Below are 26,663 nucleotides of genomic sequence, written 5' to 3'. Positions count from 1 at the left end.
TTCGCGCCGAGGTCTCGTACGTGGGCGGAGGTGACGATCCGGCGCGCCCACGAGTATGGGAAGGACTGTTGAACCGTGACGCCGACGACCGGCGGGACGACCGCGACCGGCCGGGAACGATGAGAGCGGGGACGTGCGACCGTTGCGCGGTGTGGCAGCTGACGCGTGGCGGTCCGCGTGCCGGGGACGGCGACGGCAACGCCGAACCACCACCCGGCGCGGACCAGGACGCGCAGCCTCTCGTGTTCATGCGCGACCGCGTGCGCGAACTGCGACGTACTCTCGGCGCTGCCGGCCCAGACGCTTCCGGTGGTGGCCACCGTGGACGAGCCGCGGCTCACCTCGACAGCATGCGCAGGCGTCGACGCGACGGCGTTCGCATCCAGCTTCGCGAACGAGGTGAAACCCCGTCTCCGAGTGCGTCGGAAAGCCATCCACGCGAAGCGGTCGGCTCGCCCGACACCACAGCAAGACGCGGGTCGAACCCCGCGGAACGAGCCGACGAGGCGCGCGTTTCGGCGCGGCCCCCTGTCCCTAACGGCGATCGCACCCCGGAGAACGTTATCGACTTCCGCGCCTCGGGACGTTCGCCCGAGGCCGGTGCTGACGACCGCTCGGGTACGGAAATCGACTTTCACTCGTCGGGTTGTTCGCCTGCAGCCGGTGCTGACGACCGTTCGGGTACTGTCATCGACCTCTACGGCTCGAGACGCTCGCCCGGGGCGGGGATCGGTCGCCTGGAGGCGAAGGTCACCGACCTCCGCGATTTCGGTCGCGCTCGCGAGAGCAGCATCGAACGCACTCCAGCGAACGTCATCGACCTCCGCGGTTCAGCTCGCTCACCCGGTGCCGAGGCCGTGCGCACCTCCGGGACCGTCATCCACCTCCGCGACCTCAAGGCCGGCCGATGATCTCCGACACGATTCCCGGGCTGAGCTCCCGCGAACTCAGCCGCCTGATCGGCGCGGTCTCCGACGGACTCCCGTTCCCGGACGAGCACGCGGCGGTCGCGGCTGTCGCCCGCACCGCCCTGTCGGCGGCGTGCGAGCCGGGGGACACCGACGCAGCGCTGCTCGTCTCGAGGCTCGGCGCGGCACGCACCCTGAGCGCGGTGACCGGCGACGCCACGCCGCAGGCCGTGCGCCGTGCGCTCCTGGAGGCGGACACGTCCGCGGTCGTTCCGTCCGAACGGATCCGGGACGCGCTGGAGCGCTGGCGCGGACGCCTCCCGCGGGGATCGCTGCACGCTCCGCTGCAACGGGCGGCCCGCCTCGGCGCCCGACTGGTCACGCCGGAGCATCCGGCCTGGCCGTCCTCGCTGGACGACCTCGAGTTCGGGATGCCGCTCACCCTGTGGATCCGCGGCGATCCCGCCCGGCTCTCCCGCCTGGAGCGTTCCGTCGCCCTGGTGGGCGCGCGGGCGGCGAGCGGCTACGGCGAGCATGTCGCACTCGAGAGCGCGGCGGGGCTGAGCGACCGCGGGTTCGCGATCGTGTCGGGCGGCGCGTACGGCGTCGACGCCGCGGCGCACCGGGCGACGCTGGCCAGCGACCAGGTCACCGTCGCCTTCCTGGCCGGCGGCGTCGACCGGCTGTACCCGGCCGGGAACGACGACCTGCTGCGCAGGATCGCCCGGGACGGGCTCCTGGTCGCCGAACTGCCACCCGGCTCGACCCCGACCCGCTGGCGCTTCCTCATGCGCAACCGGCTGATCGCCGCCGTCGGCACCGCGACCGTCGTCGTGGAGGCCGGCGCGCGCTCCGGCTCGCTCAACACCGCGGGCCACGCCGCCCAGCTCGGTCGCCCGCTCGGCGCCGTTCCTGGACCCATCACCTCGGCGTCCTCGGCGGGCTGCCACCGGCTGATCCGGGAGTACGGCGCGATCTGCGTCACCACCCCCGACGAGATGGCCGAACTGGCCGAGCCGATGGGTGCCCGGCTCGGACCGGCCGAGGGCGACGAGGACGACGACACAGCCGAGGAGATCGAGCGCGGGCCGCCCGGGAAGCAGGTGCAGTGGAGCGGCTGTTGGTGTTCGGCTGGGCGGGTCGTCCGTCGCCACTGCAGGGGTGGCGCGCGGACGGCCCGCCGGGCTCCACGCCGCGTTCGCAACCCGCCCCGCGGTCGGTGCTCAAGTCGGCGCCGCGCTTGCCTGCCCTCCGCCACGCGAGTCCGCGCGGCGGGCCGGCTGGCGGCTCAGGTCACGTGACGCCCCCATCCGCGCCGCCGTCGCGACTGGGCTGCCGCCCAGCGCCCGAGCTCACGTCGCGCGCGGCCGCCCGCCGCCTCACGCGTCCGAGTCCGCGTTGTGCTCGCGATCTGCCACGGCGGCCCCGATCCACGCCGCCGTCGCCACTCGCCCCGCTGTCCGGCGCTCAACTCCACGTCGCGCTCGCTCCATGCCCAGGCCACGCAGTGCTTGCGATCGGGCCGCCGCCCGTGGCCCATGCCACGCAGCGTTCGCGGCCCGCCTCACAGTCAACGGCCGAGTCCGTACCGCCCTCGCGACCCGCATCCGCATCGCGTCACCCGACTCCGTGCCGAGCTCGCGTGCCGCCCACCGCCCGTCACCCGAATCCACGCCGTCCGGTGCGTCCCGCCGCGCGCGCCGGCGCGGATGGCGGATGCTGGGGGAGTGAACCTCCGGCTCGCCGTCGACGGCTACCTGCGCCACCTGGCGGTGGAGCGCGGGTACTCGCAGCAGACGGTGCGGGCCTACCGGTCGGATCTCGCGCAGTTCGAGCGGTTCGCCGCTGCGCGCGGGGTGACGGGGACGGACGAGCTCAGCCTCGACCTGTTTCGGGACTGGTTATGGGAGGGGGCGCAGCAGGAGCTCGCGAAGGCCACGCTCGCCCGGCGGTCGGCGGCGGTGCGGGGGTTCAGCGGGTGGAACGCCCAGAGTTCGGACGTCGCCGGGGCGGCGCCGGGAGCGGCCGACCCTGCGGCGCGGCTGCGCGCGCCGAAAGCCGACAAGCATCTGCCGCGGGTCATCACGCGCGCGCAGATCGACTCCCTCCTCGACGGGCTCGCGGCGCGGGCGGAGGACGGCGACCCGGGCGCGATCCGGGACGTGGTGGTCATCGAGCTGCTCTACGCGGCGGGGATCCGGGTGAGCGAGCTCACCGGGCTCGATGTCGACGACGTCGATGTCGAGCGGCTGACGCTGCGCGTCGTCGGAAAGGGCGACAAGGAGCGGGTCGTCCCATTCGGCGTGCCCGCGCTGCGCGCCGTCGGCCGCTACCTGGCGGTCGCACGGCCGGCGCTGGCGACCGAGCGCTCGGGGCCGGCGCTGCTGCTCGGCGCACGCGGCGGCCGGCTCGGGACGCGCGCGGTCTACCAGCTGGTCGCCTCACTGCTCGTCGATCTCCCCGGAGGCGGGCCGGCCGGGCCGCACACGCTCCGGCACACGGCCGCCACCCACCTGCTCGACGGGGGCGCCGACCTCCGTGCGGTGCAGGAGATCCTCGGGCACGCCAGCCTCGGCACGACCCAGATCTACACGCACGTCTCCAGCGAGCGCCTCAAGGAGACCTACCGCATCGCCCACCCGCGCGCCTGAGCGATCGCCACCCGCTCGGATGAGCGACGGCGGGAAACCGCGCCGCGACGCGCCGGTTCATCGCCGCCCGAGCGGCAGCAGCACCGAGTGCGGCACCCGGTCGAAGAACAGCAGCGGGGACACATACTCCCCGTTCACGCGGACGCCGACGTGCAGGCACACCCCCGAGCAGTGCGCCCCCTCGCCGACGATGCCCAGCACGGCCCCGCGCGCGACCTGGTCTCCCTCCGCCAGGCCCTCGGCCGCGAGAGGTTCATAGGAGGACAGCACGCCGGAACCGTGGTCCAGGGTGAGCACGGGCCGGTCCACCACCACGCCAACGAAGTGGACAGTCGCGTCGGAAGGCGCCGTGACCGTGGTCCCCGGAAGAGCCGCCAGATCGATCCCGCGATGGCCTGCGGCGTACGGCGACGGTGGAGCCGCGTACGCCTCGGTCACACGGACCGGCGTGACCGGCCAGGACCAGCGCGCCGACGCCCGCGCCCGGTCGTCGGGCGCGGCGCGCTCGACCCCGGTAGCGTCCGACACCGCCGCCACGGAGGCGGACGCTGGCGGGAGACCGCCTCCGAGTACCCTCGCCGGGGGAGCGACATCGAGCACACCTGCCGGGGGTCCGGCTCTGAGCGCTGCCGATGCGGGACCACCTTCACGCACCGTTGTCGGGGGAGCGGCGGTGCTCGCGGCTGGCGGAGCCGCTCCGAGCACCGCCGCCGGGGAACCGCCTCCGAGCACCGCCGCCAGCACCCCTGCTGACGCCGCGACCGCGAGCGCCTCCGCCCTGCGCCGCCGTTTCGAGGGACCGTGCCCAGCCCTCGCAGGAGTGCACCACCGGGATCGGCTCCGTCGAAGACTGTCTGCCTCGTCGACTGGAGCGCACCCGCCGGTCCGGCCCTTGACGTTCTCGCTTCCGATCACCGGCACATTCCCTCCGCTGCCGCGGCGATCACGCGCTGGACCGCCCGCCACCGAGCGCACGCTGTCCATTCCGCTCGACACTCAGCCCGCTCGGCGCCCATTCCGCTCGACGCCCATTCCGCTCGACGCCCATCCCGCTCGACGCCCATCCCGCTCGACGCCCATCCCGCTCGACACTCGTTCCGCTCGACACTCGTTTCGCTCGACACTCGTTCGCTCGACGCTCGTTCCGCTCGACGCTCGTTCCGCTCGACACTCGTTCCGCTCGACGCCCATCCCGCTCGACACCCATCCCGCTCGACACTCGTTCCGATCGACGCCTGGTCCGCTCGACACCCGTCCCGCTCGACACCCGTCCCGCTCGACACCCATCCCGCTCCACATCCACTCCGCCAACCCCCCAACCCTCCCGCGCCACCCCACCTCCGACCCCCACCGCAACCAAACCCGTGCAAACCCCCTCCCACCCCCGCCGCTGTGGAGGAGTCCTTATGCGCGCGCGGGATGCGGCGTACCGTGACCAGCGCACGTTCCGCCGTCCGCGTACCGCGGGCGCCGGACAATCGAGGAGGGGTCCCATGTCCGATCAACGCAGCTCACGGTCAGAACGAGAGGACGAGTCCGTTCCTCAGCCCACGGCGGCCATGCGGCGCAAAGTCGTCGGGCTCGCGACCGCGGCGGCGGTCGGCGGGTTCCTGTTCGGTTTCGACTCGTCCGTCATCAACGGGGCCGTCGACTCCATCCAGCACCACTTCGCTCTGAACGCGTTCGTCACCGGTTTCATCGTCGCCATCGCCCTGCTCGGCTGCGCGGTCGGCGCCTACGTCGCCGGGCGCCTCGCCGACCGGTGGGGCCGCATCCGGGTGATGCTCATCGGCGCGGTCCTCTTCCTCGCGAGCTCGATCGGTGCCGGTCTCTCCTTCTCCGTCTGGGATCTCGGCTTCTGGCGCATCATCGGCGGTCTCGGGATCGGCATCGCGTCCGTGGTGGCGCCGGCGTACATCGCCGAGATCGCGCCGAAGCAGCGCCGCGGCGGACTGGCATCGCTGCAGCAGCTCGCCATCACGATCGGTATCTTCGTGGCGCTGCTGTCGGACGCGCTGCTCGCCGGCGCGGCGGGCGCCGCAGCCAACCAGCTCTGGCTGGGGCTGGAAGCGTGGCGGTGGATGTTCCTCGTCGGCGTGATCCCGTCCGTCGTCTACGGCATCCTGGCGCTGATCCTGCCGGAGTCGCCGCGGTACCTGCTCTCCACCGGCCGGCACGACGAGGCGCGGGCGATCTTCGCCACGCTCGTCCCCGAGGAGGACGTCGACCGGCAGGTGCGCGACATCGAGCAGGCCATCGAGGAGGACAAGGAGGGCGCGAAGGGCACGCTGCGCGGCAACCGCTTCGGGCTGAAACCGATCGTCTGGATCGGCATCATCCTGTCCGTGTTCCAGCAGTTCGTCGGCATCAACGTGATCTTCTACTACTCGACCACGCTCTGGAAGGCGGTCGGCTTCACCGAGAGCAACTCGCTGCTCATCACCGTCATCACCTCGGTCACCAATGTGGTGGTCACGATCGTGGCCATCCTGCTGGTGGACCGGGTGGGACGGCGGCCGATCCTGCTCACCGGCTCGGTCGGCATGGCGATCTCGCTGGCGGTGATGGCGCTCTCGTTCAGCTTCGCGCACAAGGCCGCGGGCGCGGTCACCCTCCCGAACCCGTGGGGCCCGATCGCGCTCATCGCGGCGAACGTGTTCGTGATCTGCTTCGGCGCGTCCTGGGGCCCGCTGGTGTGGGTGCTTCTCGGCGAGATCTTCCCGCCGCGCATCCGCGGTGCCGCGCTCGGCGTCGCGGCATCCGCCCAGTGGATCGCGAACTTCCTCGTCACGGTCTCCTTCCCGCCGATGTCGGACTTCTCGCTCCCGTTCACCTACGGGATGTACGCCGTCTTCGCGGCCCTCTCGTTCTTCTTCGTCTTCTTCAAGGTGCCGGAGACGAACGGGATGGCGCTGGAGCACGCCGAGACGCTGTTCGCCAACGCCGGGCGCAGCCGCGGGCCGCAGGTGCGCTCGTCGGGAGACACCGTCCCGCGCGCCTGAGCCTGTCGATGCCCCCGCCGCCGCACCGGCGGGGGCCGGGTTCCTGCTAGGATGTCTTCTGCACTCCGCATGTCGGAGTGACTACGCGTGTCCGGAACATCCTCTCCCGAGGGTGTGCGCTTCTCCACCGGTCTCCCGCCCTCCACCACGGTCAGCCGTGCGGAGCCGCGGGTGCGGAGCGGCGCGGGGCACCAGGAGCGGCGACCGACCGGCCGTCGCTGGACAACCGAGAGTCGCGACCCCGCCGTGAGGCCGGGCGCGCAAGACAGGAGTACGGCAATGGCCGTCGTCACCATGCGCCAGCTGCTCGACAGCGGCGTCCACTTCGGACACCAGACCCGCCGCTGGAACCCGAAGATGAAGCGCTTCATCCTCACCGAGCGCTCGGGCAGCTACATCATCGACCTGCAGCAGTCGCTCGCCTACATCGACAAGACCTACGAGTTCGTGCGCGAGACCGTCGCCCACGGCGGCACCATCCTCTTCGTCGGCACCAAGAAGCAGGCGCAGCAGGCGATCGCCGAGCAGGCGACCCGCGTGGGCCAGCCCTACGTGAACCAGCGCTGGCTGGGCGGTCTGCTGACCAACTTCCAGACCGTGTCCAAGCGCCTCGCCCGCATGAAGGAGCTCGAGGAGCTCGACTTCGAGGGCACCACCAGCGGCTTCACCAAGAAGGAGCTGCTGATCAAGAAGCGCGAGCTGGACAAGCTCCACAAGTCGCTCGGCGGCATCCGCAACCTGGCCAAGACCCCGAGCGCCATCTGGGTCGTGGACACCAAGAAGGAGCACCTCGCGATCGACGAGGCGAAGAAGCTGGGCATCCCGGTCATCGCCATCCTCGACACGAACTGCGACCCGGACGAGGTCCAGTACCCGATCCCGGGCAACGACGACGCCATCCGCTCCGTCACGCTCCTCACCCGCATCGTCGCCGACGCCGCGGCCGAGGGCCTCATCCAGCGTCACCAGAAGCCGGAAGAGGGCTCCGAGCAGGCCGAGCCGCTGGCCGAGTGGGAGCAGGAGCTCCTCGCGCAGTCCACCGATAGCGCGGCGCAGGACGAGGTCCAGGCGTCCGCCGAGACCGAGAAGGCGGCCGACGCCGACCTCGCCGAGGCCAAGGCGGACTCCGCCGAGGTCGTGGCCGAGGGCGAGGCGGACGCCGACGCGGACGCCGAGGCCAAGTAACCACCTCCCTCACCAACAACTTCGAGTCAGAAGGTTCCAGTCAGAACATGGCAAACATCAGCATCGCTGACATCAAGGCCCTGCGCGAGCAGCTCGGCACCGGAATGGTCGACACCAAGAAGGCCCTCGAGGAGGCCGGTGGCGACATCGAGAAGGCGACCGAGATCCTCCGCCTCAAGGGCGCCAAGGGCAACGCGAAGCGCGCCGACCGCTCCACCTCCGAGGGCCTCGTGGCCGCGAAGGAGAACGGCAACGGCACCGCGACGATGATCGAGCTCGCCTGCGAGACCGACTTCGTCGCGAAGGGCGAGAAGTTCATCGCCCTCGCCGACAAGGTGCTCGACGCGGCCGCCGCCGCGGGCGCCACCACCGTCGAGGAGGCGCTGGCCGCCCCCGCCGGGTCGCAGACCGTCGCCGAGCTCATCGGTGACGAGGCCGCGATCCTCGGCGAGAAGGTGGAGCTCCGCCGCATCGCCGTCGTCTCGGGCGAGAACTTCGCGATCTACCTGCACAAGACCTCCAAGGACCTGCCCCCGCAGGTCGGCGTGGTCGTGGGCTACGCCGGCGCCGACGCGGAGACCGCCCGCAGCATCGCGCAGCACATCTCCTTCGCGAACCCGACCTACCTCACCCGTGAGGACGTCCCGGCCGAAGAGGTCGAGAACGAGCGTCGCATCGTCGAGGAGATCTCGCGCAACGAGGGCAAGCCGGAGGCCGCCCTGCCGAAGATCATCGAGGGTCGCCTCGGCGCCTACTTCAAGCAGGTCGCCCTGCTCGAGCAGGAGTACGCCCGCGACAACAAGCTGACCATCGCCCAGGTCCTCAAGGACTCGGGTCTGACCATCTCGGGCTTCGCCCGCTTCAAGGTCGGCGCCTGACCCAGGCATGAAGGAGTCCGGATCGTGGTTCACGATCCGGACTCCTTTTCTGTGCCTGCCTTTTTCTGTGCCCGCCGTCCCTGTTCAGGCGGTGGGGCACGCATTAGCGTTAACGACACACACGGAAGGACTCCTACACACATGACGGCAGCCACTCACAGACGCAGGGTCCTTCTGAAACTCTCCGGTGAGGCTTTCGGCGGCGGTCAGCTCGGGGTCAACCCCGACATCGTCAGCAGCATCGCCCGCGAGATCGCCCAGGCGGCGGAGGATGTGGAGATCGCGATCGTGGTGGGCGGAGGCAACTTCTTCCGCGGCGCCGAGCTGTCGCAGCGCGGCATGGACCGCGGGCGCGCCGACTACATGGGCATGCTCGGCACCGTCATGAACTCGCTGGCCCTGCAGGACTTCCTCGAGCAGGCGGGAGCGGAGACCCGGGTGCAGTCCGCGATCGCGATGACCCAGGTGGCGGAGCCCTACATCCCGCGCCGCGCGGAGCGCCACCTCGAGAAGGGCCGCGTCGTCATCTTCGGCGCCGGCGCCGGCCTGCCCTACTTCTCCACCGACACGGTGGCCGCGCAGCGCGCGCTGGAGATCAGCGCCGACGTGGTGCTGGTCGCCAAGAACGGTGTGGACGGCATGTACGACGCCGACCCGCGCACCAACCCGGACGCGCGCAAGATCGACCAGATCAGCCACCAGGACGCCCTGCAGCAGGGCCTCAAGGCGGTCGACTCGACGGCGCTCAGCCTGTGCATGGACAACGGCATGCCGATGCGCATCTTCGGCATCGAGCCGGCCGGCAACGTCACCGCCGCGCTGCTCGGCGCCGAGATCGGCACGCTGCTCGGCTGACGCGGGCGCGCCCGCGGTGCCGGGGTGCCCTGCGGTGCACGGGCCGCCGGGCGGCCTGGCCCTAGACTAGACACCGACCCACCGATCTGAAGGAGAAACCGTGATCGCCGATGTGATTTCCGACGCCCGCCAGCGCATGGCCAAGACCGTGGACGCGGCCCGGGACGACTTCGGCACGGTGAGCGCGGGGCGTGCGAACCCGGCCCTCTTCCAGAAGGTGCTCGTGGACTACTACGGCTCGCCGACCCCGCTGGCCCAGCTCGCCGGCCTCCAGAACCCGGAGGCCAGGGTCCTGCTCGTGACGCCCTACGACAAGTCCGCCCTCAAGGACATCGAGAAGGCGATCGTCAACATGCCGAACCTGTCGGCGAACGTCGGCAACGACGGCGAGATCGTCCGCGTCACGCTCCCCGAGCTGACCGAGGACCGCCGCAAGGAGTTCGTCAAGATCGTCCGAGGCAAGGGCGAGGACGCCAAGGTCGCGATCCGCAACATCCGCCGCAAGGCGAAGGACGACCTGGACGCGCTCAAGGGCGAGGTCGGCGACGACGAGGTGGCCCGCGGCGAGAAGGAGCTCGAGGCGATCACGCGCACGAACGTCGACGCCGTCGACGAGGCCCTCAAGCGCAAGGAAGCCGAGCTCCTCGAGGTCTAGATGAGCGAGGGGAGCAGCCCCGGCGCGCCACGCACGCCGGCGTCGGGCAGACGGGGGAAGTCCGCGACGCGCGCTGAGCTGCGCGCGCAGGTGCAGGCGACCCGTGCCGACTTCGAGCGGCAGGTGCTCGCGCGCAAGGCGCAGCTGGACGCCACGAACGAGCGCATCGAGGCACGGACGGGCCGCAACCTGATCCTGGCCATCCTGATCGGCCTGGTGGCCGGCGCGCTCCTGGTGCTGAGCCTGATCTTCATCAAGGAGCTGTTCCTCGTCTTCGGCGCGGGAATGATCGGCTTCGCCGCCTTCGAGCTGACCCAGGCGTTCCGGCAGGCGGGGCGCCGGGTGCCGCGCGTTCCCACGCTGATCGCGGCGCTCGCGATCGTCCCCGCGACGTTCTGGTTCCACGCGGGCGGTCAGCTGGTCGCCCTGGCGGCCGGCATCCTCCTGGTCGTCGTCTGGCGGCTCGTGGAGGAGGCGGCGCTGCCGGCACGGCGCGCCGGGGGAGTGTCGCTCGCGCGCGACCTGGCGTGGGGCGTCCTCGTGCAGATGTACGTGACGCTGCTCGGCTCGTTCGCCATCCTGCTGCTGGCCGAGAACGGCGGCGAGTGGTGGGTGCTCGGGTTCCTCATCGTCGTGGTGGCGGTCGACACCGGCGCCTATGCGAGCGGGCTGTCCTGGGGACGGCACCCGATGGCTCCGACCATCAGCCCCAAGAAGACCTGGGAGGGCTTCGCCGGCGCCGCCGTGGCGGCGATCGTCGCAGGCGTCCTGATCTCGCTGTTCATGATCGGGCAGCCGTGGTGGTTCGGCGTCGTGTTCGGCGTCGTCGCCCTGCTGACCGCGACCGCGGGCGACCTGGTGGAGTCGCTGATCAAGCGCGACCTGGGCATCAAGGACATGAGCTCCTGGCTGCCGGGGCACGGCGGCTTCCTGGACCGGCTGGACTCGATCCTGCCCTCCGCGGCGGCCACCTACGTGCTGTTCCTCATCTTCTCCTGACACAATGGCCTGGTGAGCACCTTTCCCCGGAGCCCCAAGTCGAAGCCAGGTTACGACGTGGAGCAGGTCGACGAGTTCCTCGTGACCGCCCGTCGCGCGTACGACTCCGACCCGTCCACCCCCGGAACGCTGTCCGCCTCCGACATCCGCCACACGGCCTTCTCGATGACGAAGGGCGGTTACTCGACCTCGCATGTGGATGCGGCCCTGGAGCGCCTGGAGGACGCCTTCGCCGCCCGCGAGCGCGACGCCGCGCGCGGCGTCGGACGCGACTCGGCCTGGCTCGAGGACGCGCGCACGACGGCGCAGGCGATCCTCGACCGGCTGGAACGGCCCATCGGCCACCGCTTCCAGCGCGTCAGCGTCCTGACCCTGGGCTACAACCGCCAGGATGTCGACCGGTTCGCCGGAAGGCTCGTGAAGTACTTCCAGGACGGCCGGCCGATGAGTGTCGACGAAGTCCGCACGGTGACTTTCCGTGAGCAGCGAGGGGGGTACCGTGAGGCCCAGGTGGACCTCCTCCTGGACAGCGTCACGGACGTGATGCTGGCGGTCCGCTGACCCTGGCCGTTGCCTGACAACGGGTGTCCCGCCTTGGAAACTGGTGAAATCTTGGTTATGGTTCTGTGATCGTGGGTAGACAAGATGCAGCAGAGCTCGTTCCGCTGACCCCTGCCAACCCGGTCGGAGTCGCATTCCGTCGTTCGCGACGGCCGCATGTGCGGTCGCGAGCAGTCATCTGGGGGTTCGCCTTCACGGCGGCCGTCGGCTTCGCCTTGGTGAACGTCGTCGACCCGTACTCGGGCTCCGCGGCCACGCCGGCGTACGCCGAATCGCTGCAGAACATCCAGCAGACCTCCCGCTACGGCGCCGTCCCCGTGCAGAGCCTGACCGCTCCGGACGCGTCCGAGACCGCCGTCACGCGCGACGCGGTCGGCGTCAAGCTCAAGCCGACGCCCACGCCGACCCCGACGCCCACGCCGACCAAGTCGTCGTCGTCGTCCTCGGGCGGCGCGAGCGCCCCGTCGGCCCCGATCCCGGACCCGGGCACCGCCAAGGCGATCGCCTACCAGATGGTGCACGCCCGCGGCTGGGGCGACGACCAGTACAGCTGCCTGGTTTCGCTGTGGAACAAGGAGTCCGGCTGGCGCGTGAACGCGTCCAACCCGAGCGGCGCCTACGGCATCCCGCAGGCCCTCCCCGGCAGCAAGATGGGCCCGGGCTGGCAGACCGACGCGTCGGTGCAGATCTCGTGGGGCCTCGGCTACATCGCGGGCCGCTACACCAACCCGTGCGGCGCCTGGGCGCAGTCGCAGGCGCAGGGCTGGTACTGAGCCCGGGAGTCCCCGTACGCGCCGTGCGCGCGCCGAGCGCGGGTCCGCGGCCTGCATAGACTGGAGCGGTGCCCCGCAGCAATCGTCCCCGCCGCCGTCCCGGCGAGCAGCGCGACGAGGAGCAGGACGGCTTCGACCGCCTCCTCGCCGGCTGGCGCCGCGTCGAGGTCCGCAGGGGCGTCGAATGGAACGTCCAGCCGGTGTCGGCCGTGCAGGCGCAGAAGAGCTACGTGTGTCCCGGCTGCGGCCGTGAGATCGGGCCGGGCGTCGCCCACCTGGTCGCGTGGCGTGCGGACGGCGTGATGGGCGACGCGGCCGACCTGGCCGCGCGCAGGCACTGGCACACCTCTTGCTGGAGGATCGCGTGAGTGAAGGAGGCGGTCCGGTGACCGACGGTGGAGTGACGGACAGCGCAGTGACCCCAGGACCGGTCGAGATCCGCGGCGGCATCGAGCTGCCCGCGCGGCGCGAGGACATCGAGCTGCGCACGCGCGACGGTCTCACCCTCGTCGGCGAGCTTGCCTCCCCGCTCGACCGCGAGCCGGTCGCCACCCTGGTCACGCTGCACCCGCTGCCGACCGGCGGCGGGTTCATGGACTCGCACATCCTGCGCAAGGCCGCCGGCCGGCTGCCCGCGCTGGCGGACATCGCCGTGCTCCGGTTCAACACCCGCGGGACCGCGTCGCCGCGCGGGCGGAGCGAGGGCGAGTTCGGCCACGGCGTCGACGAGCGGTACGACGTGGAGGCGGCGATGGCGTTCGTCGCCGAGCGCGGCCTCCCGCACCCGTGGCTGCTGGGCTGGTCGTTCGGCACCGAGCTGGCGCTGATGTACGGCAGGGAGTGCCCGGTCGACGGCATCATCCTGCTGTCGCCGCCCCTGCACCGGGCCAAGCCGGAGCACCTGGCCGCCTGGGCGGGGGACCACCGGCCGATCGTCGCGCTCATCCCCGAGCACGACGATTACCTGCAGCCGGCCGAGGCGGCCGAGCGGTTCCGCCCGCTGCCGCAGATCGAACTGGTGGACGTCGAGGGCGGCAAGCACCTGTGGGTGGGGGAGAACCAGACCCGCCGGGTGCTGGACGAGATCGTCGAGCGCCTGAACCCCGCCGCGGCGCCGCTGCCGACGCAGTGGCCGCCCGCCTGAGCCGTCGACGTCGGCCGGGCAGTCAGGGTCGGCCGGGCACTCAGAGGCGGCCGGCCGCGCTCAGAGCTCGTTCTGCCGCGGGATGACGACCTGCTTGATGATGAGCAGGATCGCCGCGGCGAACGGGATGGCGACCAGCGCGCCGAGGATCCCGAGCAGCGTGCCGCCGGCGAGGGCCGCCACCACGACCAGCGCGCCCGGCACCGACACCGCGCGGTTCATGATGCGCGGGCTCAGCACGTAGGCCTCCACCTGCATGTAGACGATGTAGTAGATCGCGGCGGCGATCGCCGTCGGCGGCCCCGAGAAGAAGCAGACCGCGACGATGATGACCGAGCCGGTGATCGTGCCCACCAGCGGGATCAGCGAGAAGAAGAACGCGATCGACGCGAGCAGGATGGGGAACTTCGCGCCGATGATCGTCAGGAAGATCGCGGAGAGCACGCCGTTGACGAGCGCCAGCGACACCTGGCCGCCGACGTACTTGCCGACCGAGTCGGTGATCTGGTCGCCCAGGTCGGCGAAGCGGGAGCGCTTGGAGGCCGGCACCAGCTGGTAGGCCGCCCGCTTGATGCTCGGCAGCGACGCGGTGAAGTAGATCGTCAGGATCACGACGATGATCACGCCGAAGGCGCCCTGCACGATGCCGATGCCCGTCTGCAGGACCTTGGAGGTGATGTCCGGCAGGTTCTTCTGCAGCCACTGGGTGACCGCGTCGATGTTCTGCTGGTTGACGATCGTCGGGAACTGGTGCTGGAGGCTGAGGAACCACTTCTCGGCGCCGCCGTTGTTCACCCAGTTGATCGAGTTCTGGACCAGCTGCGTGGCCTGGCCGACCGCGACGGGCACGATGGCCCAGATCAGGCCGACGAAGGCGCCGATGATGACGACGAGCGTGACCACCAGGGCCGCCCAGCGCGGGAACTTGCGGCGCTCCAGGAAGGAGATGAGCGGCTCGATGCCGAGCGCGAGGAACAGCGCGGCGCCGATGTAGGTGATGATCGTGGCGAGGCTGACGATGGAGGTCAGGATCAGAACGCCGAGACCGACGCCGAGGGTGCCGATCAAGCCGACTCGGAACGCGTTCTGGATCTTCACTCAGTCCCCCTCCGGCGGTCCGCCCGTCGGGGCGGAGCTCAGTCGTCCGCTGAGACCGTATCGGCCTGCTGGAGCATTCCCCGCAGGTTCTCGAAGTATCCGGCCACAGCTTCGCGCTCAATCCTAATCTGGGACAGGCGGTCTTCCGCGTCGGCGACCAGGCGTTGCGTGCGCTCCTCGGCCTCCTCGACCAGGGCGTCCGCCCGCTCCTGCGCCTCGCGGACGATGTCGGCGGCGACCTTCTCGGCCTCCTTGCGCGCGGACTTGACCGTCTCGCGCGCCTCGGTGTCGAAGGTCTCGGCCTCGGTCCGCGCCTGCGCGGTGCGCTTGACGGCGTCCGCGAGCTGGAGGTTGGCCTCGTCCAGGTACTTCTGGGTCTGGGCCACGGCTTCCTGGTGGCGGGCCAGGTACTCCTTCTCCGCCTCGTCGCGGCGGGCGCGGAGCTCCACGTCGAGGTCGATGCGCGCCTGCTCGACTTCGCGGGTGCGCTTGTCGAGCTCCTCCAGGGTGGAGGTGCGCAGGGCGACCAGCTCGGCGTCCAGGGCGGCGCGCGCGGTCGCGGCCTCCTGGTCGAAGGCGGCCTGCCGCTCGGCGAGCTCGGCCTCGAGCGCCGCGGTGGCCTCCGCCGACTCGCGGGCGATCTCCGCGCGGGCCTTCGCGGTCTCGGCGTCGAGAGCGACCCGGGCGCGCTCCGTCTCCTCGGCCAGCGTCACCCGCGTCTGATCCGCCTCGCGCTGGAGCTCGAGGCGCTGCTGCTCGCGGTCGTTCTTGAGCTCCTGCGCCGTGCGGGCGCGCTGGTCCGCGAGGTCCGCCGTGGTGCGCTTCACATCGGCGGCGAGCGTGCTGCGGGTCTGCTCGGTCTCGTCCGCGAGCCGCGAGCGGGTCTCTTCGGCCTCGGCGGCGAGGGCGGACTTGGTCTGCTCGACCTCGGCGGCGAGCGCCGATTTCGTGGTGGTGACCTCGGTCTCCAGGGCGGACGTGGTCTGCTCGACCTCGGCGGCGAGCGCCGATTTCGTGGTGGTGACCTCGGTCTCCAGGGCGGACGTGGTCTGCTCCACCTCCGCGGCCAGCGCCGTCTTGGTCTGCTCGACCTCGGCGGCCAGGGCCGCCCTGGTGGTGACGACCTGGGTCTCCAGGGCGGAGATGGTCTGCTCCTTCTCCGCGGCGAGCTGCGCGGCGGTCCTGTCGACGTCGGCGGCGAGCTGGGCGCGCGTGCTGGTGACCTCGGCGGCGAGGGCGCTGCGCTCGCTCGCGAGCTCCTCGGTGAGGGCGGTGCGGGCCTCGCCGACCTCGGCGGCCAGCTCGGCGCGGAGCTCGGCGGCCTCGGCCTCCAGCTCGCGGCGCTGCCGCTCGGCGTCGGCAGCAAGGCCGGCGCGGGTGGTCTCGACCTCCGTGGCGAGGGCGGCCTGCGTCGTCGCGACCTCGTCCGCGAGCGCGGCCCGGGTGGTCTCGACCTCCTCGGCGAGGTCGGCCTTGGTGGTGTCGACCTCCTCGGCCAGGGCCGCCTTCGTGGAGTCGACCTCCTCGGCCAGCTCGGCGCGCGCGGTCTCGACCTCGGCGGCCAGCGCGGCCCGGGTGGTCTCGACCTCCTTGGCGAGGGCGGACTTGGTGGTCTCGACCTCCTTGGCGAGGGCGGACTTCGTGGAGTCGACCTCCTTGGCGAGGGCGGACTTCGTGGAGTCGACCTCCTTCGCCAGGGCGGACTTCGTGCTGGAGACCTCCTTCGCCAACTGGGCGCGGGTCGTGTCGACCTCGGTCGCCAGCTCGGCACGCGCGGTCTCCACCTCCGCTGCGAGGTCGGCGCGCGTGTTCGCGACCTCGGCGGCGAGCTCGGCCGCCGTCCGCTCGCGCAGGGCGGCGACGCGGGCGCGCGTGGTCTCGACCTCAGCGGCGAGCTCGTTCGCCGTGCGCTCGCGGTCGGCGGCGAGCTGGGCGGCGGTCGACGTGCGGTCGGCCTCGAGGGCGCTCCGGGTCTCCGTGGTCTCGCGCTCGAGGGTGGTGCGGGTCTGCAGGACCTCGTCCGCCAGCTCCTTCTTGGTCCGCTCGACCTCCTCGGCCAGCGCGGAGCGCGTGGTGGTGACGTCGGTCTCCAGCGCCGAGCGCGTGGTGGTGACCTCGGTCTCCAGCGCGGCCTTCGTGCTGGTGACCTCGTCGGCGAGTGCGGCCTTCGTCCTGGCGACCTCGTCGGCGAGCTCTGTCTTGGTCCGGGCGACCTCGTCCGCCAGCGCGGAGGTGGTCGAGGTGACCTCGTCCGCGAGCCTGGCCTTGGTCTGCTCGACCTCGGCGGCGAGGGCGCTTCTGGTCTGCTCGACCTCCGCGGCGAGGGAGGTCGTCGTCTGCTCGACGTCGGCGGCGAGCGCCTGCCGTGCCGTGGTGACTTCGTGGTCGAGGTCGGCGCGGGTCTGCGCGGCCAGGGCGGCGAGCGTCGCGCGCTGCTGCTCGACCTCGTCGGCGAGCTCGGCGCGCGCCTGCGCCAGCTCGGCGGCGAGGGCGTTGCGCGCCTCGGTCTCCTCGGCTGCCAGCCGGTTGGCGGTCTCGGCGACGCGCTTGTCGAGCTCCAGCCGGGTCTGCGCGGCCTCGCGCTCGAACGCGGCGCGGTCGTCGGCGAGCGCGTTCTCGAGCTCCGCGCGGCGCGCGGCGATGGTCCGGTCGAGCTCGGCGGCCTCGGTGCGGGCGGCCTCGGCCTCGCGCAGGGCGACGGCCTTGAGCTCCGCGGCCTCCCTGTCGGCCTCCGCGCGGACCGCCGACGCCTCGCGCTTGCTTGTCGCGCGCAGCTCCGCGGCCTCCGTCGCGACGGCGCCGCGGATGGCGGCGGCCTCGCGCATGGCGTCGGTGAGCAGGGTCTCCTTGTCGGCGCGGGTGCGGGCGAGCAGCTCGCTGGACTCGATCTGGGCGTCCTCGAGCGCGGTCGTCGCGCGCGCCTGGGCGTCGGCGAGGGTGCGCTCGGCCTGCTGCGCGGCCGTCCTCTTGATCTTCTCGACCTCGGCCGCGACCCCGGAGCGCAGCTTCTCCGCGTCGATGTCGGCCTGCGCGATGAGCCGGGTGGACTGCTCCTCCGCGACGCGGAGGGTGTTCTCGAGCTTGGTGCCGAGGCCGGAGTAGGTGGGGCTGCCGACCTCCTCGATCTCCGCGTTCAGCTCGTCGATGCGCAGCTGGAGGCGCTTGAGTTCCTTGGCCTGGTCCGCCGACTGGGTGTTGGACTTGATCAGCTCCCGGCGGAGCTCCTGGATGGCCTGGTCGACCTCGTCCTTGTCGTACCCGCGAAAGACCTGGGTGAAGTTGGAATCGTCGGTGGCCACCGTGTTACTCCTGGGGGATCGAGTGAGCGAGCAGCGCGCGCGCCGCATCGATCTTACATTTCGAGGGCCGTACCCGCATGGGGGACTGCGTGACCGTGCAGACAACGGTTAGATGCCTCTCAGGGTGCTCCATTATCGTTGTGTGACTGTGCCCGCCCCCCGTCCGGCACTGAGGAGTCTGTTTGCGTTTCGTACTGGCCATCGTCGCGTTCGTGGTCGCTGCCGTCATGATCGTCGCCGGCATCGCCCAGCGCACGATCTTCGCACCCCCGTCCCAGGTCACCGCCTCGGCGACCGTCCCCGGCGGCACCCACTACGTCGTGATCGACAGCGCGGTGCTGAACGCCCATCCCGGGCAGCAGACGCTGTCGGTCTCGGGATCGAAGGACGCCAAGACGCAGATGGTCGCCTACGGTCGCACGGCCGACGTGAAGGCGTGGCTCGACGACCAGCAGTACGTCACCGTCGGCTACCGCGCGGCCACCGGCGATGTGTCGGTGAAGACCGTGACGCCGAAGGCCGCCGACTCCGGCAGCGGCTCCGGCTCGACTGCGACGCCCGCTCCGACCGCGACGCCCGCGACTTCCGCGCCATCCGGCTCGGCGCCGGCGGCGACCGCCGGGCCCAACCCGGCCGGCTCCGACCTCTGGCTCGAGGAGTTCGACGGCCAGGACGCGCAGGTCACCAAGATGAACGTCCCGTCCGGCGTGAGCGTCATCGTCTCCGGCGACGGGACCACCCCCGCCCCCAACAAGATCCTCTTGACCTGGCCGGTCGACACCAGCACGCCGTGGGCGTTCCCGCTCATCATCGGCGGTCTCGTGCTCCTGGTGATCGGCATCGCGCTCTACCTGTGGGGGCTCTACACCCACCGCAAGTCGCGCGGGCCACGGCGCAAGAGCGGACCCAAGATGCCGAAGCTCCCCAAAGCCCCCAAGTACAAGCCCACCGCGTCGCTCGAGGCGACCCCGCGCGGCCGCCGCTCGACCAGGCGGACCCGGGTGATGGCCCCCGCGATCCTGGCCGGCGTGCTCGCCCTGACCGGGACCGGCGCCGGCGCGGCCTTCGCCGACACGTCGACCCCGACCCCGACGCCCACCGCGACCGGCGCCTCCAACACCGGCAACTCGCCGGCGCCCGCGGTGACGGTCCCGCAGCTGGAGCGCATCGTCAAGCGCATCTCGGTGGCGGCGGCCAACGCCGACGCGAAGAACGACGGCGACCTCGCCAAGCTCCGCTTCACCGGCCCCGCGCTGCAGCTGCGCGACGCCAACTACGCCATCCGGGTCAAGAAGGCCGACCAGCCCCCGCTCCCCGCCATCCCGGCCGGACCGCTCGAGCTGTCCCTCCCGCAGGCGACCGACAGCTGGCCGCGCACCGTGACCGCCGTCGTCAAGATGCCGAACGACGCCAACGGCAAGGCGCAGGCCCCGCTCGCGCTGGCCCTGGTGCAGAAGACTCCGCGCGACAACTACCTGGTGGAGTACGCGATCGCCCTCGAGCCGAACGTGAAGGTGCCGAACCTTGCGCCGGCGAGCATCGGCGCCGCGGCGGTCCCGCCCGACTCGAAGCTGCTCAAGGTCCAGCCGGACCAGGTGGCCGCCGCCTACGGCGACATCCTGCTGAACGGTGACAAGAGCAAGTGGTACCCGAGCTTCGACCTCACCGACGACAAGCTCGTCGCGCAGGTCGGCGCCTCGTGGAAGCAGCAGGAGCAGGCGCGCCTGGCGCAGCAGTTCGGCAACACCTCGTCGCTGACCTTCTCCAGCCGGGTCGGCGCCGGCCCCGTCCTCTCGATGGCGACCAACGACTCCGGCGCCATCGTCTGGGTGAACCCGGAGGAGGTGCAGCTCCACAAGGTCACCGAGGCGGGAGCCCAGGTGATCGCGGGCGCCACGACAGCGGCGCTGAGCGGCGTCGCGCAGTCGAACACGGGCCTGGAGTCGGTCTACGGCTACCAGCTCGCGTTCTACGTGCCGCCGGCCGGGTCGAACGAGAAGGTGCGCCTGCTCGGATTCGCCCAGGGTCTCGTCTCCGCCCGCGAAGTGCAGTAGGCCGCGCTCCGCGCCGGGCCGGGCAGTAGGCTGGAACCCATGAGTCAGCTTCCGCCGAACCCGACCAATCTCCGCGGCGCCGTGGACCTGAGCGGCCTCGTCAACCGGCCCCAGCCGGGTCAGGGCGAGCCGGCCGGTGCGGCCCAGGGCGAGCCGATCGAGCTGCCCAGCCTGTTCTTCCAGGGCACGGACGCCAACTTCAACGACTTCATCGACCTGTCGATGCGGATCCCCGTCGTGGTCGCGCTGACCGCCTCCTGGGCCGACCCCGACCGGCAGCTGGCCACAGTGCTCGACCGGGTGACCACCGACCTCGGCGGGCGGATCGTGCTCGTGCAGGTCGACGTCGACGCGAACCCGCAGCTCGTGCAGGCATTCCAGGCGCAGTCGGCGCCCGCGGTGGCGGGCATCGTCGCGGGCCGGCCCGTGCAGTTGTTCTCCGGCGCCCTTCCCGAGGAGCAGGTGCGCGACGTGTTCGCCCAGCTGCTGGAGCTCGCCGCGCAGAACGGCGTCACCGGATCGGCGCTCGTCGACGCCGCCGCTGGGGAGACCCCGGCGGGCGAGGGCGATGAGCCCGCGCCGGAGCCGCCGCTGCCTCCGCTGCATGCGGAGGCCTACGACGCGATCGACCGCGGCGACTATCCCGGCGCCATCACCGCCTACAAGACCGCGATCGCGCAGGACCCGCGCGACCAGATGGCGATCGCCGGCCTCGCGCAGGTCAGCCTGCTGGCCCGGCTGGCCGGCCGCACGCTGGACGAGATCCGCAACGCCGCGGCGTCGGCGCCCGGCGACCTCGACGCGCAGCTCGCGGTGGCCGACCTGGATCTGTCCGGCGGGCACGTGGACGACGCCTTCGACCGCCTGCTCTCGCTGTTCCCGACGCTGGACGCGGAGGGCAAGGAAGCCGTGCGCGCGCGCATCCTCGAGTACTTCGAGATCGTCGGCGTGGACGACCCCCGCGTCGTCAAGGCCAGGGCTAGGCTGGCGTCGCTGCTCTACTGACGCGGGTTCCCGGCCGTTCTCCGGAAGCGTCGGACCGGAGCGGCTGACACCCCCACTCCGCCCGGAAGGCTCACGCATGTCCCGTGTGCTCGTCGTCGGTGGGACCGGTCTCGCCGGTCGCGCCGTCACCGCTGAGGCCGTCTCGCGCGGCCACCAGGTCGTGGTCGCCGCGCGGCGCATCCCCGACGACGACGCCCCCGGCTACATCGAGGGCGCCGCCTACGTCACGGCCGACCTCGTGACCGGCGCCGGCCTGGAGGAGGCCGTCGACGGCGTCGACGTGCTCATCGACGCGAGCAACGCCGACGGCAGGCGTGCCTCGCACGTCTTCGCGCACGGCTCCCGCAACCTGCTGCACACCGCCGCCCGCTACGGCGTCGGCCGGGCGGTGCTGCTGTCCATCGCGGGCATCGACGGGTCGCGCTACCCGTACTACCGGTCGAAGCTGCTGCAGGAGGCCACCTATCTGGACTCGCCGCTGGAGGTCAGGGTCGTCCGCGCGACGCAGTTCCACGACTTCGTGACCTCCGTGTTCGAGCGCGGCCGCCGGGTCGGGATGCTGACGGCCCCGTCCGGCACCCGCTTCCAGCCGATCGACGTGACCGACGTCGCCCGCGTGCTGCTCGACGCGGCCGAGGGCGCGGGCGAGCCGGGCTCGATCCGTACGATCGGCGGTCCCCGGGTGGAGAGCGCCCGCTCGCTCGCCCGGCAGTGGAAGGACGCCAGCGGCACCCGCCGGCCGATCTTCTCGGTGCGGCTGACCGGCCCGCTCGGCTCGACGTGGCGAGCCGGCCATCACCTCGCTCCGGAGCACGCCGTCGACGGCACCGGCTACGCGGCGTGGCTCCGCGCGCTCTGACGCATTGCCGGCCGCTCGGTCAGCGTCGCGGCCGGAGGTACAGCGCCCCGAGCGGCGGCAGCGTCAGCACGGCGGAGGCCGGCCGGCCCATCCAGGGCTCGTCGAGCGCCTGCACCGCGCCGAAGTTGCCGACGCCCGAGCCGCCGAAGGTCTCGGCGTCGGTGTTGAGCAGTTCCTCCCACTCACCGGCGAACGGCAGCCCCACCCGGTAGCCGCTGTGCGGGTTGCCGGAGAAGTTGAGCAGCACAGCGAGGGGCGAGCCGTCGCGGTCCTTGCGCAGGAAGGCGAGCACGTTGCCCGCCGCGTCCGAGCCGTCCAGCCACTCGAAGCCGGCCGGGTCGTTGTCGAGCGCCCAGAGCTGCGGGTTGTCGCGGTATACCGCGTTCAGCTGGGCGACCAGGTTCCAGAGGCCGCGGTGGCTCGGCTGGTCGAGGATCCACCAGTCCAGGCCGCGCTCCTCGCTCCACTCCGAGTACTGCCCGAACTCCTGGCCCATGAACAGCAGCTGCTTGCCCGGGTGCGCCCACATGAAGGACAGGAACGCGCGCACGTTCGCCAGCTGCTGCCAGTGGTCGCCCGGCATCTTGCCGATCAGCGAGCCCTTGCCGTGGACGACCTCGTCGTGACTGATCGGCAGCAGGAAGTTCTCGCTCCAGGCGTAGACGAAGGAGAACGTGATCTCGCTGTGGTGGTAGCTGCGCCACATCGGGTTCTCCTGGATGTACTGGAGCGCGTCGTGCATCCAGCCCATGTTCCACTTGAGCCCGAAGCCGAGGCCGCCCGACGAGGTCGGCGCGGTGACGCCGGCGTAGCTTGTGGACTCCTCGGCGATCATCACCGTGCCGGGGTTGCGCTTGTAGGAGGTCGCGGTGACCTCCTGCAGGAAGCCGATCGCCTCCAGGTTCTCGCGGCCGCCGTGGATGTTCGGCTCCCACTCGCCCTCGTTGCGCGAGTAGTCGAGGTAGAGCATCGACGCCACCGCGTCGACCCGGAGGCCGTCGACGTGGAACTCCTCCAGCCAGTACAGGGCGTTGGCGACCAGGAAGTTGCGCACCTGCGAGTTGCCGTAGTCGAAGATGTAGGTGCCCCAGTCCTTGTGCTCGCCGCGGCGCGGGTCGGAGTGCTCGTAGAGCGCCTGGCCGTCGAAGCGGGCGAGCGCCCAGTCGTCCTTGGGGAAGTGGCCGGGCACCCAGTCGAGGATGACGCCGATCCCGGCCTGGTGCAGCCGGTCGATCAGGTACTTGAGGTCGTCCGGCGAGCCGAACCGGCTGGTCGGGGCGTAGTAGCCCGTCACCTGGTAGCCCCAGGAGCCGCCGAACGGGTGCTCGGCGAGCGGCAGGAACTCGACGTGGGTGTAGCCGAGCGCGCCGAGGTAGTCGATGAGCGGGTCGGCGGCCTCGCGGTAGCCGAGGCCGGGCCGCCAGCTGCCGAAGTGGAGCTCGTAGACGCTCATCGGGCCGGCGTGCGGGTCGGTGGCGGCGCGGCGGGTCATCCACTCGCCGTCCTCCCACTGGTGCCGGCTGACGGTGACGACGGAGGCGGTGTTCGGCGGCGTCTCGGCGGCCTGCGCCATCGGGTCGATCTTGCGGACCCATTCGCCGTTCGCGCCCAGCAGGTCGAACTTGTAGATGGCCCCCTGCCCAAGGCCGGGGACGAAGAGCTCCCACACGCCGGAGGCGCCCATGTTGCGCATCGCGTGCAGGGTGCCGTCCCAGCCGTTGAAGTCGCCGACGACGCGGACCGCGCGGGCGTGCGGCGCCCAGACCGTGAACGAGGTGCCGACGACGCCGCCCAGGTCGCGGACGTGCGCACCGAGCGCGGTCCAGAGCTGCTCGTGCCTGCCCTCCCGGATCAGGTGGAGGTCGAGCTCGCCGATGGTCGGCAGGAACCGGTACGGGTCGTCGGTGGTCCAGGTGCTGCCGCCGGTGTAGCGCGCCTCCAGCTCGTAGGCGCCGGGGCCGACGATGTCGACGCCCTGCCAGATGCCGTGGCCGAGGTGCGCGAGCTCGATGTGCGCGCCGGTCGGGAGGATGGCGAACACCGCCTCGGCGAGCGGCCGCAGGGCGCGGATGACCGTGATCGGGTCCTCCACCCCCGCTGCGGCGACCTGGTGCTGCCCGAGCACGGAGTGCGGGTCGTGGTAGCTGCCGGTGGCGACGGCGCGCAGGATGGCGTCGTCGAGTGCGGGCAGGTCGACGGCGGCGGCGCCCTCGGGGATCGGGGTCATCGTGCGGCCTCCAGCGGTTTGACGGTCAGGATGTGCACCGGCTCGGTGAACGCGTCGAGGCGGACGTACGCGTCGGCGCCCCAGGTCCAGCGCTGGCCGGTGACCAGGTCGCGGACCTCGAACTGCGCGCCTGGCTCGATGCCGAGCGCCGTCACGTCGAGGTGGACCATCGTCTCGCGCACCGAGTGCGGGTCGACGTTGGCGACGACGAGCACCGCGTCCGGCTTCCCGCTGCGGGTGAATTCGCCGCCGAGGTACTTGGAGTACACCAGCACCGCCTCGTCCTCGCTGCGGTGCACCCGCAGGTTGCGCAGCTGGCGCAGGGCGGGGTGCTCGGCGCGGGCGCGGTTGAGCATGGTCAGGTAGGGCGCGAGCGAGCGGCCGAGCGCCGCGGCCCTGGCGTAGTCGCGCGGCCGGTACTCGTACTTCTCGTTGTCGATGTACTCCTCCGCGCCGGGGCGGGCGACGTTCTCGTACAGCTCGTAGCCGGAGTAGACGCCCCAGGTCGGCGCGCCGGTCGCGGCGATCGCGGCGCGGATCTTGAAGGCCGCCGGGCCGCCGAATTGCAGGTACTCGGTGAGGATGTCCGGGGTGTTCACGAACAGGTTCGGCCGCAGGAAGTCGGCCGTCTCCGTCGCGAGCCCGGTCAGGAACTCCTCCAGCTCCTCCTTGGTGTTGCGCCAGGTGAAGTACGTGTACGACTGCTGGAACCCGGCCTTCGCGAGGGTGTGCAGCAGCGCGGGCCGGGTGAACGCCTCGGCGAGGAAGACCACGTCGGGGTCGGTCTCGTTGACCGTGTGGATCAGCCACTCCCAGAAGTGCAGCGGCTTGGTGTGCGGGTTGTCGACGCGGAAGATCCGCACGCCGAGCGACATCCAGTACCGGACGATCCGCAGCACCTCGGCGCGGAGGCCGTCGTAGTCGTTGTCGAAGTTGATCGGAAAGATGTCCTGATACTTCTTCGGCGGGTTCTCCGCGTAGGCGATCGTCCCGTCGGGAAGGGTGGTGAACCACTCCGGGTGCGTCGTGACCCAGGGGTGGTCGGGGGAGGCCTGTAGGGCGAGGTCAAGGGCGATCTCCAGCCCGGCCTGCTTGGCCTTGCCGAGGAAGAAGACGAAGTCCTTCTCGGTGCCGAGGTCGGGGTGGATCGCGTCGTGGCCGCCCTCCGGGCCGCCGATCGCCCACGGCGAGCCGGGGTCGTTCGGGCCGGCCTCCAGCGTGTTGTTCGGGCCCTTGCGGAAGGTGCGGCCGATCGGATGGATGGGCGGCAGGTAGACCACGTCGAAGCCCATCGCCGCCACCTCGGGCAGCCGCTTCGCCGCGGTGCGGAAGGTGCCGGACTGCCAGGAGCCGTCCGGCAGGCGCTTGGCGCCCTCCGAGCGGGGGAAGAACTCGTACCAGCTGCCGACCGCGGCGCGGGTGCGCTCCACCAGGATCGCGCGGGTGGCGGACAGGGACGGGAGCGCGACGATCGGCCGCTCGGTCAGGATGCGGCGGATCCGGTCGTCGACCGCGGCCTGGAAGCGCTCGTCCACGCCGCGGTCCGTGTCCGCGACGACGCGGGCGGCCTCGGAGAGGTGGCGGCGCTCGGCGGTGCTGCGGCGCTTGTCGGCGGCGGCCTTCTCCAGGAGCTCGCGGCCGATGGTCAGCATGAGCTCGACGTCGATCCCCGCGGGGACCTTGACCTCCGCGTTGTGCCGCCAGGTCGCGTACTCGTCGGCGTAGGCCTGCACGCGGTAGCGCCAGAGGCCCTCCTCCTGGAGCTGCACCTCGACGCCCCAGCGGTCGGTGCCCGGCGCGAGCGGCCGCATGTGGTGCTCGGTCTGCACGCCGGACGGGTCGAGCAGGATCAGGTCGACGCCGATCCGGTCGTGGCCTTCGCGGAAGGCCGTCGCCCGGAACGGGACGACCTCTCCGCTGAACGCCGACGCGGCCCAGTGGCCCTCGTCGACCTGGGGGGAGAGGCCGAGGATCGGGATGCGCGGAAGCAGCGGATCGTACTCGACGGGTGCCGGCGCTTCCGGCGCTTGCTGCGCCTCGGTCGCCGGGGGCGCCTCCGGTGCTGCGGCGGCTGATGATTTGGTCGCTGCGCTCTTTCCCACATGCCGACCGTACACTCATTCGCTCGCAGTCGACGGGTGGACTTTCGGCGACCCAGCGTGAGATATAAGGGAAGAGTGTGGGATGAAAGATACGCCATAGTCGCGGCGGAGTGTGCATGAAGGTCTCTTCGAGCCTGGGTGCCGCGCACGACGCAGTCTCGGGATTCACCAAGCTCCAGGGTGCCCCTGCTGGGCAGCACGTGGTCATCGACTCGAGCAACGTCTCCGGCATGTTGAACGGCGCGAGGGCCGCGAACGAAACGCTCAAGAACGTCACGGAGTTGATTTCCGGGGTGAAAAACGAGGCCACCAAGGTCACGGCGCTCGCCGCGGAGATCGAAGCTCGCGATGACCGGGACGCAGCCAGCTGGGGCGGGATGTCATGAACGGCCTCGGCGAGCGCCAGCG

Annotated in this window: 22 protein-coding genes; 17 read left to right on the top strand and 5 right to left on the bottom strand. The window is 71.5% G+C overall.

What is annotated here, in order from left to right:
- The first annotated feature begins 149 nt into the window (after positions 1–149).
- From HNR13_RS13115 to HNR13_RS13105, 3 genes are all read left to right on the top strand, one after another.
- Positions 150–911: a hypothetical protein gene (locus HNR13_RS13115; protein ID WP_179606403.1), complete on the top strand. Its 762-nt coding sequence runs from the start codon at positions 150–152 to the stop codon at positions 909–911.
- Positions 908–2,209, top strand: coding sequence for a DNA-processing protein DprA (dprA, locus tag HNR13_RS13110; RefSeq protein ID WP_179606401.1), 1,302 nt, complete (start codon positions 908–910; stop codon positions 2,207–2,209). The genes HNR13_RS13115 and dprA overlap by 4 nt, the downstream gene beginning before the upstream one ends.
- Positions 2,210–2,635: 426 nt before the next feature.
- A complete protein-coding gene (locus HNR13_RS13105; RefSeq protein ID WP_343063549.1) occupies positions 2,636–3,559 on the top strand; it encodes a tyrosine recombinase XerC in 924 nt (307 codons plus the stop codon).
- 57 nt (positions 3,560–3,616) lie between these two features.
- On the opposite strand, the gene HNR13_RS22045 is transcribed toward HNR13_RS13105, so the two are convergent.
- Positions 3,617–4,087 (bottom strand): murein hydrolase activator EnvC family protein, encoded by a 471-nt coding sequence (locus HNR13_RS22045; RefSeq protein ID WP_343063548.1) that lies wholly within the window; start codon positions 4,085–4,087, stop codon positions 3,617–3,619.
- Positions 4,088–5,052: 965 nt separating this feature from the next.
- On the opposite strand from HNR13_RS22045, the gene HNR13_RS13095 reads away from it, so the two are divergent.
- The 10 genes from HNR13_RS13095 (at position 5,053) to HNR13_RS13050 (ending at position 13,611) form a co-directional block, all read left to right on the top strand.
- Complete coding sequence (locus tag HNR13_RS13095; RefSeq protein ID WP_179606396.1) at positions 5,053–6,561, top strand: sugar porter family MFS transporter; 1,509 nt, start codon at positions 5,053–5,055, stop codon at positions 6,559–6,561.
- Between the two features lie 279 nt (positions 6,562–6,840).
- Entirely contained in the window at positions 6,841–7,746 is a 906-nt protein-coding gene (rpsB, locus tag HNR13_RS13090) for a 30S ribosomal protein S2 (protein ID WP_179606394.1), read from the top strand.
- Positions 7,747–7,793: 47 nt separating this feature from the next.
- Positions 7,794–8,624 (top strand): translation elongation factor Ts, encoded by an 831-nt coding sequence (gene tsf / locus HNR13_RS13085; RefSeq protein ID WP_179606392.1) that lies wholly within the window; start codon positions 7,794–7,796, stop codon positions 8,622–8,624.
- Positions 8,625–8,765: 141 nt separating this feature from the next.
- Positions 8,766–9,479 carry a UMP kinase gene (gene pyrH / locus HNR13_RS13080; protein ID WP_179606390.1) on the top strand — a complete coding sequence of 238 codons (714 nt, stop codon included), beginning with the start codon at positions 8,766–8,768 and terminating at the stop codon, positions 9,477–9,479.
- Positions 9,480–9,579: 100 nt separating this feature from the next.
- Complete coding sequence (gene frr, locus HNR13_RS13075) at positions 9,580–10,134, top strand: ribosome recycling factor (protein WP_179606387.1); 555 nt, start codon at positions 9,580–9,582, stop codon at positions 10,132–10,134.
- Complete coding sequence (locus HNR13_RS13070) at positions 10,135–11,133, top strand: phosphatidate cytidylyltransferase (RefSeq protein WP_179606385.1); 999 nt, start codon at positions 10,135–10,137, stop codon at positions 11,131–11,133. It abuts the gene before it with no gap.
- Between the two features lie 12 nt (positions 11,134–11,145).
- A complete protein-coding gene (locus tag HNR13_RS13065) occupies positions 11,146–11,694 on the top strand; it encodes a DivIVA domain-containing protein (protein WP_179606383.1) in 549 nt (182 codons plus the stop codon).
- 158 nt (positions 11,695–11,852) lie between these two features.
- The gene (locus HNR13_RS13060; protein ID WP_343063547.1) at positions 11,853–12,467 is read left to right on the top strand and encodes an aggregation-promoting factor C-terminal-like domain-containing protein; all 615 of its coding nucleotides are present in this window, start codon (positions 11,853–11,855) and stop codon (positions 12,465–12,467) included.
- Between the two features lie 68 nt (positions 12,468–12,535).
- Positions 12,536–12,835, top strand: coding sequence for a hypothetical protein (locus tag HNR13_RS13055; RefSeq protein ID WP_179606379.1), 300 nt, complete (start codon positions 12,536–12,538; stop codon positions 12,833–12,835).
- Between the two features lie 17 nt (positions 12,836–12,852).
- The gene (locus HNR13_RS13050; protein ID WP_382312725.1) at positions 12,853–13,611 is read left to right on the top strand and encodes an alpha/beta hydrolase; all 759 of its coding nucleotides are present in this window, start codon (positions 12,853–12,855) and stop codon (positions 13,609–13,611) included.
- 60 nt (positions 13,612–13,671) lie between these two features.
- Here HNR13_RS13050 and HNR13_RS13045 read toward each other — a convergent pair whose 3' ends face one another.
- Complete coding sequence (locus tag HNR13_RS13045; protein ID WP_179606377.1) at positions 13,672–14,709, bottom strand: AI-2E family transporter; 1,038 nt, start codon at positions 14,707–14,709, stop codon at positions 13,672–13,674.
- 38 nt (positions 14,710–14,747) lie between these two features.
- Entirely contained in the window at positions 14,748–18,008 is a 3,261-nt protein-coding gene (locus tag HNR13_RS13040; RefSeq protein WP_179606375.1) for an apolipoprotein A-IV repeat region-like domain-containing protein, read from the bottom strand.
- Between the two features lie 182 nt (positions 18,009–18,190).
- On the opposite strand from HNR13_RS13040, the gene HNR13_RS13035 reads away from it, so the two are divergent.
- The 3 genes from HNR13_RS13035 (at position 18,191) to HNR13_RS13025 (ending at position 21,926) form a co-directional block, all read left to right on the top strand.
- Positions 18,191–20,062: a DUF8094 domain-containing protein gene (locus tag HNR13_RS13035; RefSeq protein ID WP_179606373.1), complete on the top strand. Its 1,872-nt coding sequence runs from the start codon at positions 18,191–18,193 to the stop codon at positions 20,060–20,062.
- A gap of 39 nt (positions 20,063–20,101) precedes the next feature.
- Positions 20,102–21,067, top strand: coding sequence for a tetratricopeptide repeat protein (locus HNR13_RS13030; protein WP_179606371.1), 966 nt, complete (start codon positions 20,102–20,104; stop codon positions 21,065–21,067).
- A 76-nt stretch (positions 21,068–21,143) separates the two neighbouring features.
- Positions 21,144–21,926 (top strand): SDR family oxidoreductase, encoded by a 783-nt coding sequence (locus HNR13_RS13025; protein ID WP_179606370.1) that lies wholly within the window; start codon positions 21,144–21,146, stop codon positions 21,924–21,926.
- A 19-nt stretch (positions 21,927–21,945) separates the two neighbouring features.
- Here HNR13_RS13025 and glgB read toward each other — a convergent pair whose 3' ends face one another.
- Both glgB and HNR13_RS13015 read right to left on the bottom strand, forming a co-directional pair.
- On the bottom strand, positions 21,946–24,153 hold the full coding sequence (gene glgB / locus HNR13_RS13020) for a 1,4-alpha-glucan branching protein GlgB (protein ID WP_179606368.1): 2,208 nt from the start codon (positions 24,151–24,153) through the stop codon (positions 21,946–21,948).
- Positions 24,150–26,126, bottom strand: coding sequence for an alpha-1,4-glucan--maltose-1-phosphate maltosyltransferase (locus HNR13_RS13015; RefSeq protein ID WP_343063667.1), 1,977 nt, complete (start codon positions 26,124–26,126; stop codon positions 24,150–24,152). Before HNR13_RS13015 ends, glgB begins: the two co-directional genes overlap by 4 nt.
- A gap of 245 nt (positions 26,127–26,371) precedes the next feature.
- Here HNR13_RS13015 and HNR13_RS13010 point away from each other — a divergent pair, with 245 nt between their 5' ends.
- Positions 26,372–26,641, top strand: a complete 270-nt coding sequence (locus HNR13_RS13010) for a hypothetical protein (RefSeq protein WP_179606365.1) — start codon at positions 26,372–26,374, stop codon at positions 26,639–26,641.
- Positions 26,642–26,663 lie beyond the last annotated feature (22 nt).

This window comes from Leifsonia shinshuensis, from assembly GCF_013410375.1.
Taxonomy (GTDB): domain Bacteria; phylum Actinomycetota; class Actinomycetes; order Actinomycetales; family Microbacteriaceae; genus Leifsonia; species Leifsonia shinshuensis.
The sequence above is the reverse complement of the archived record's forward strand: the minus strand, read 5'-3'. Positions and strand labels throughout refer to the sequence as shown.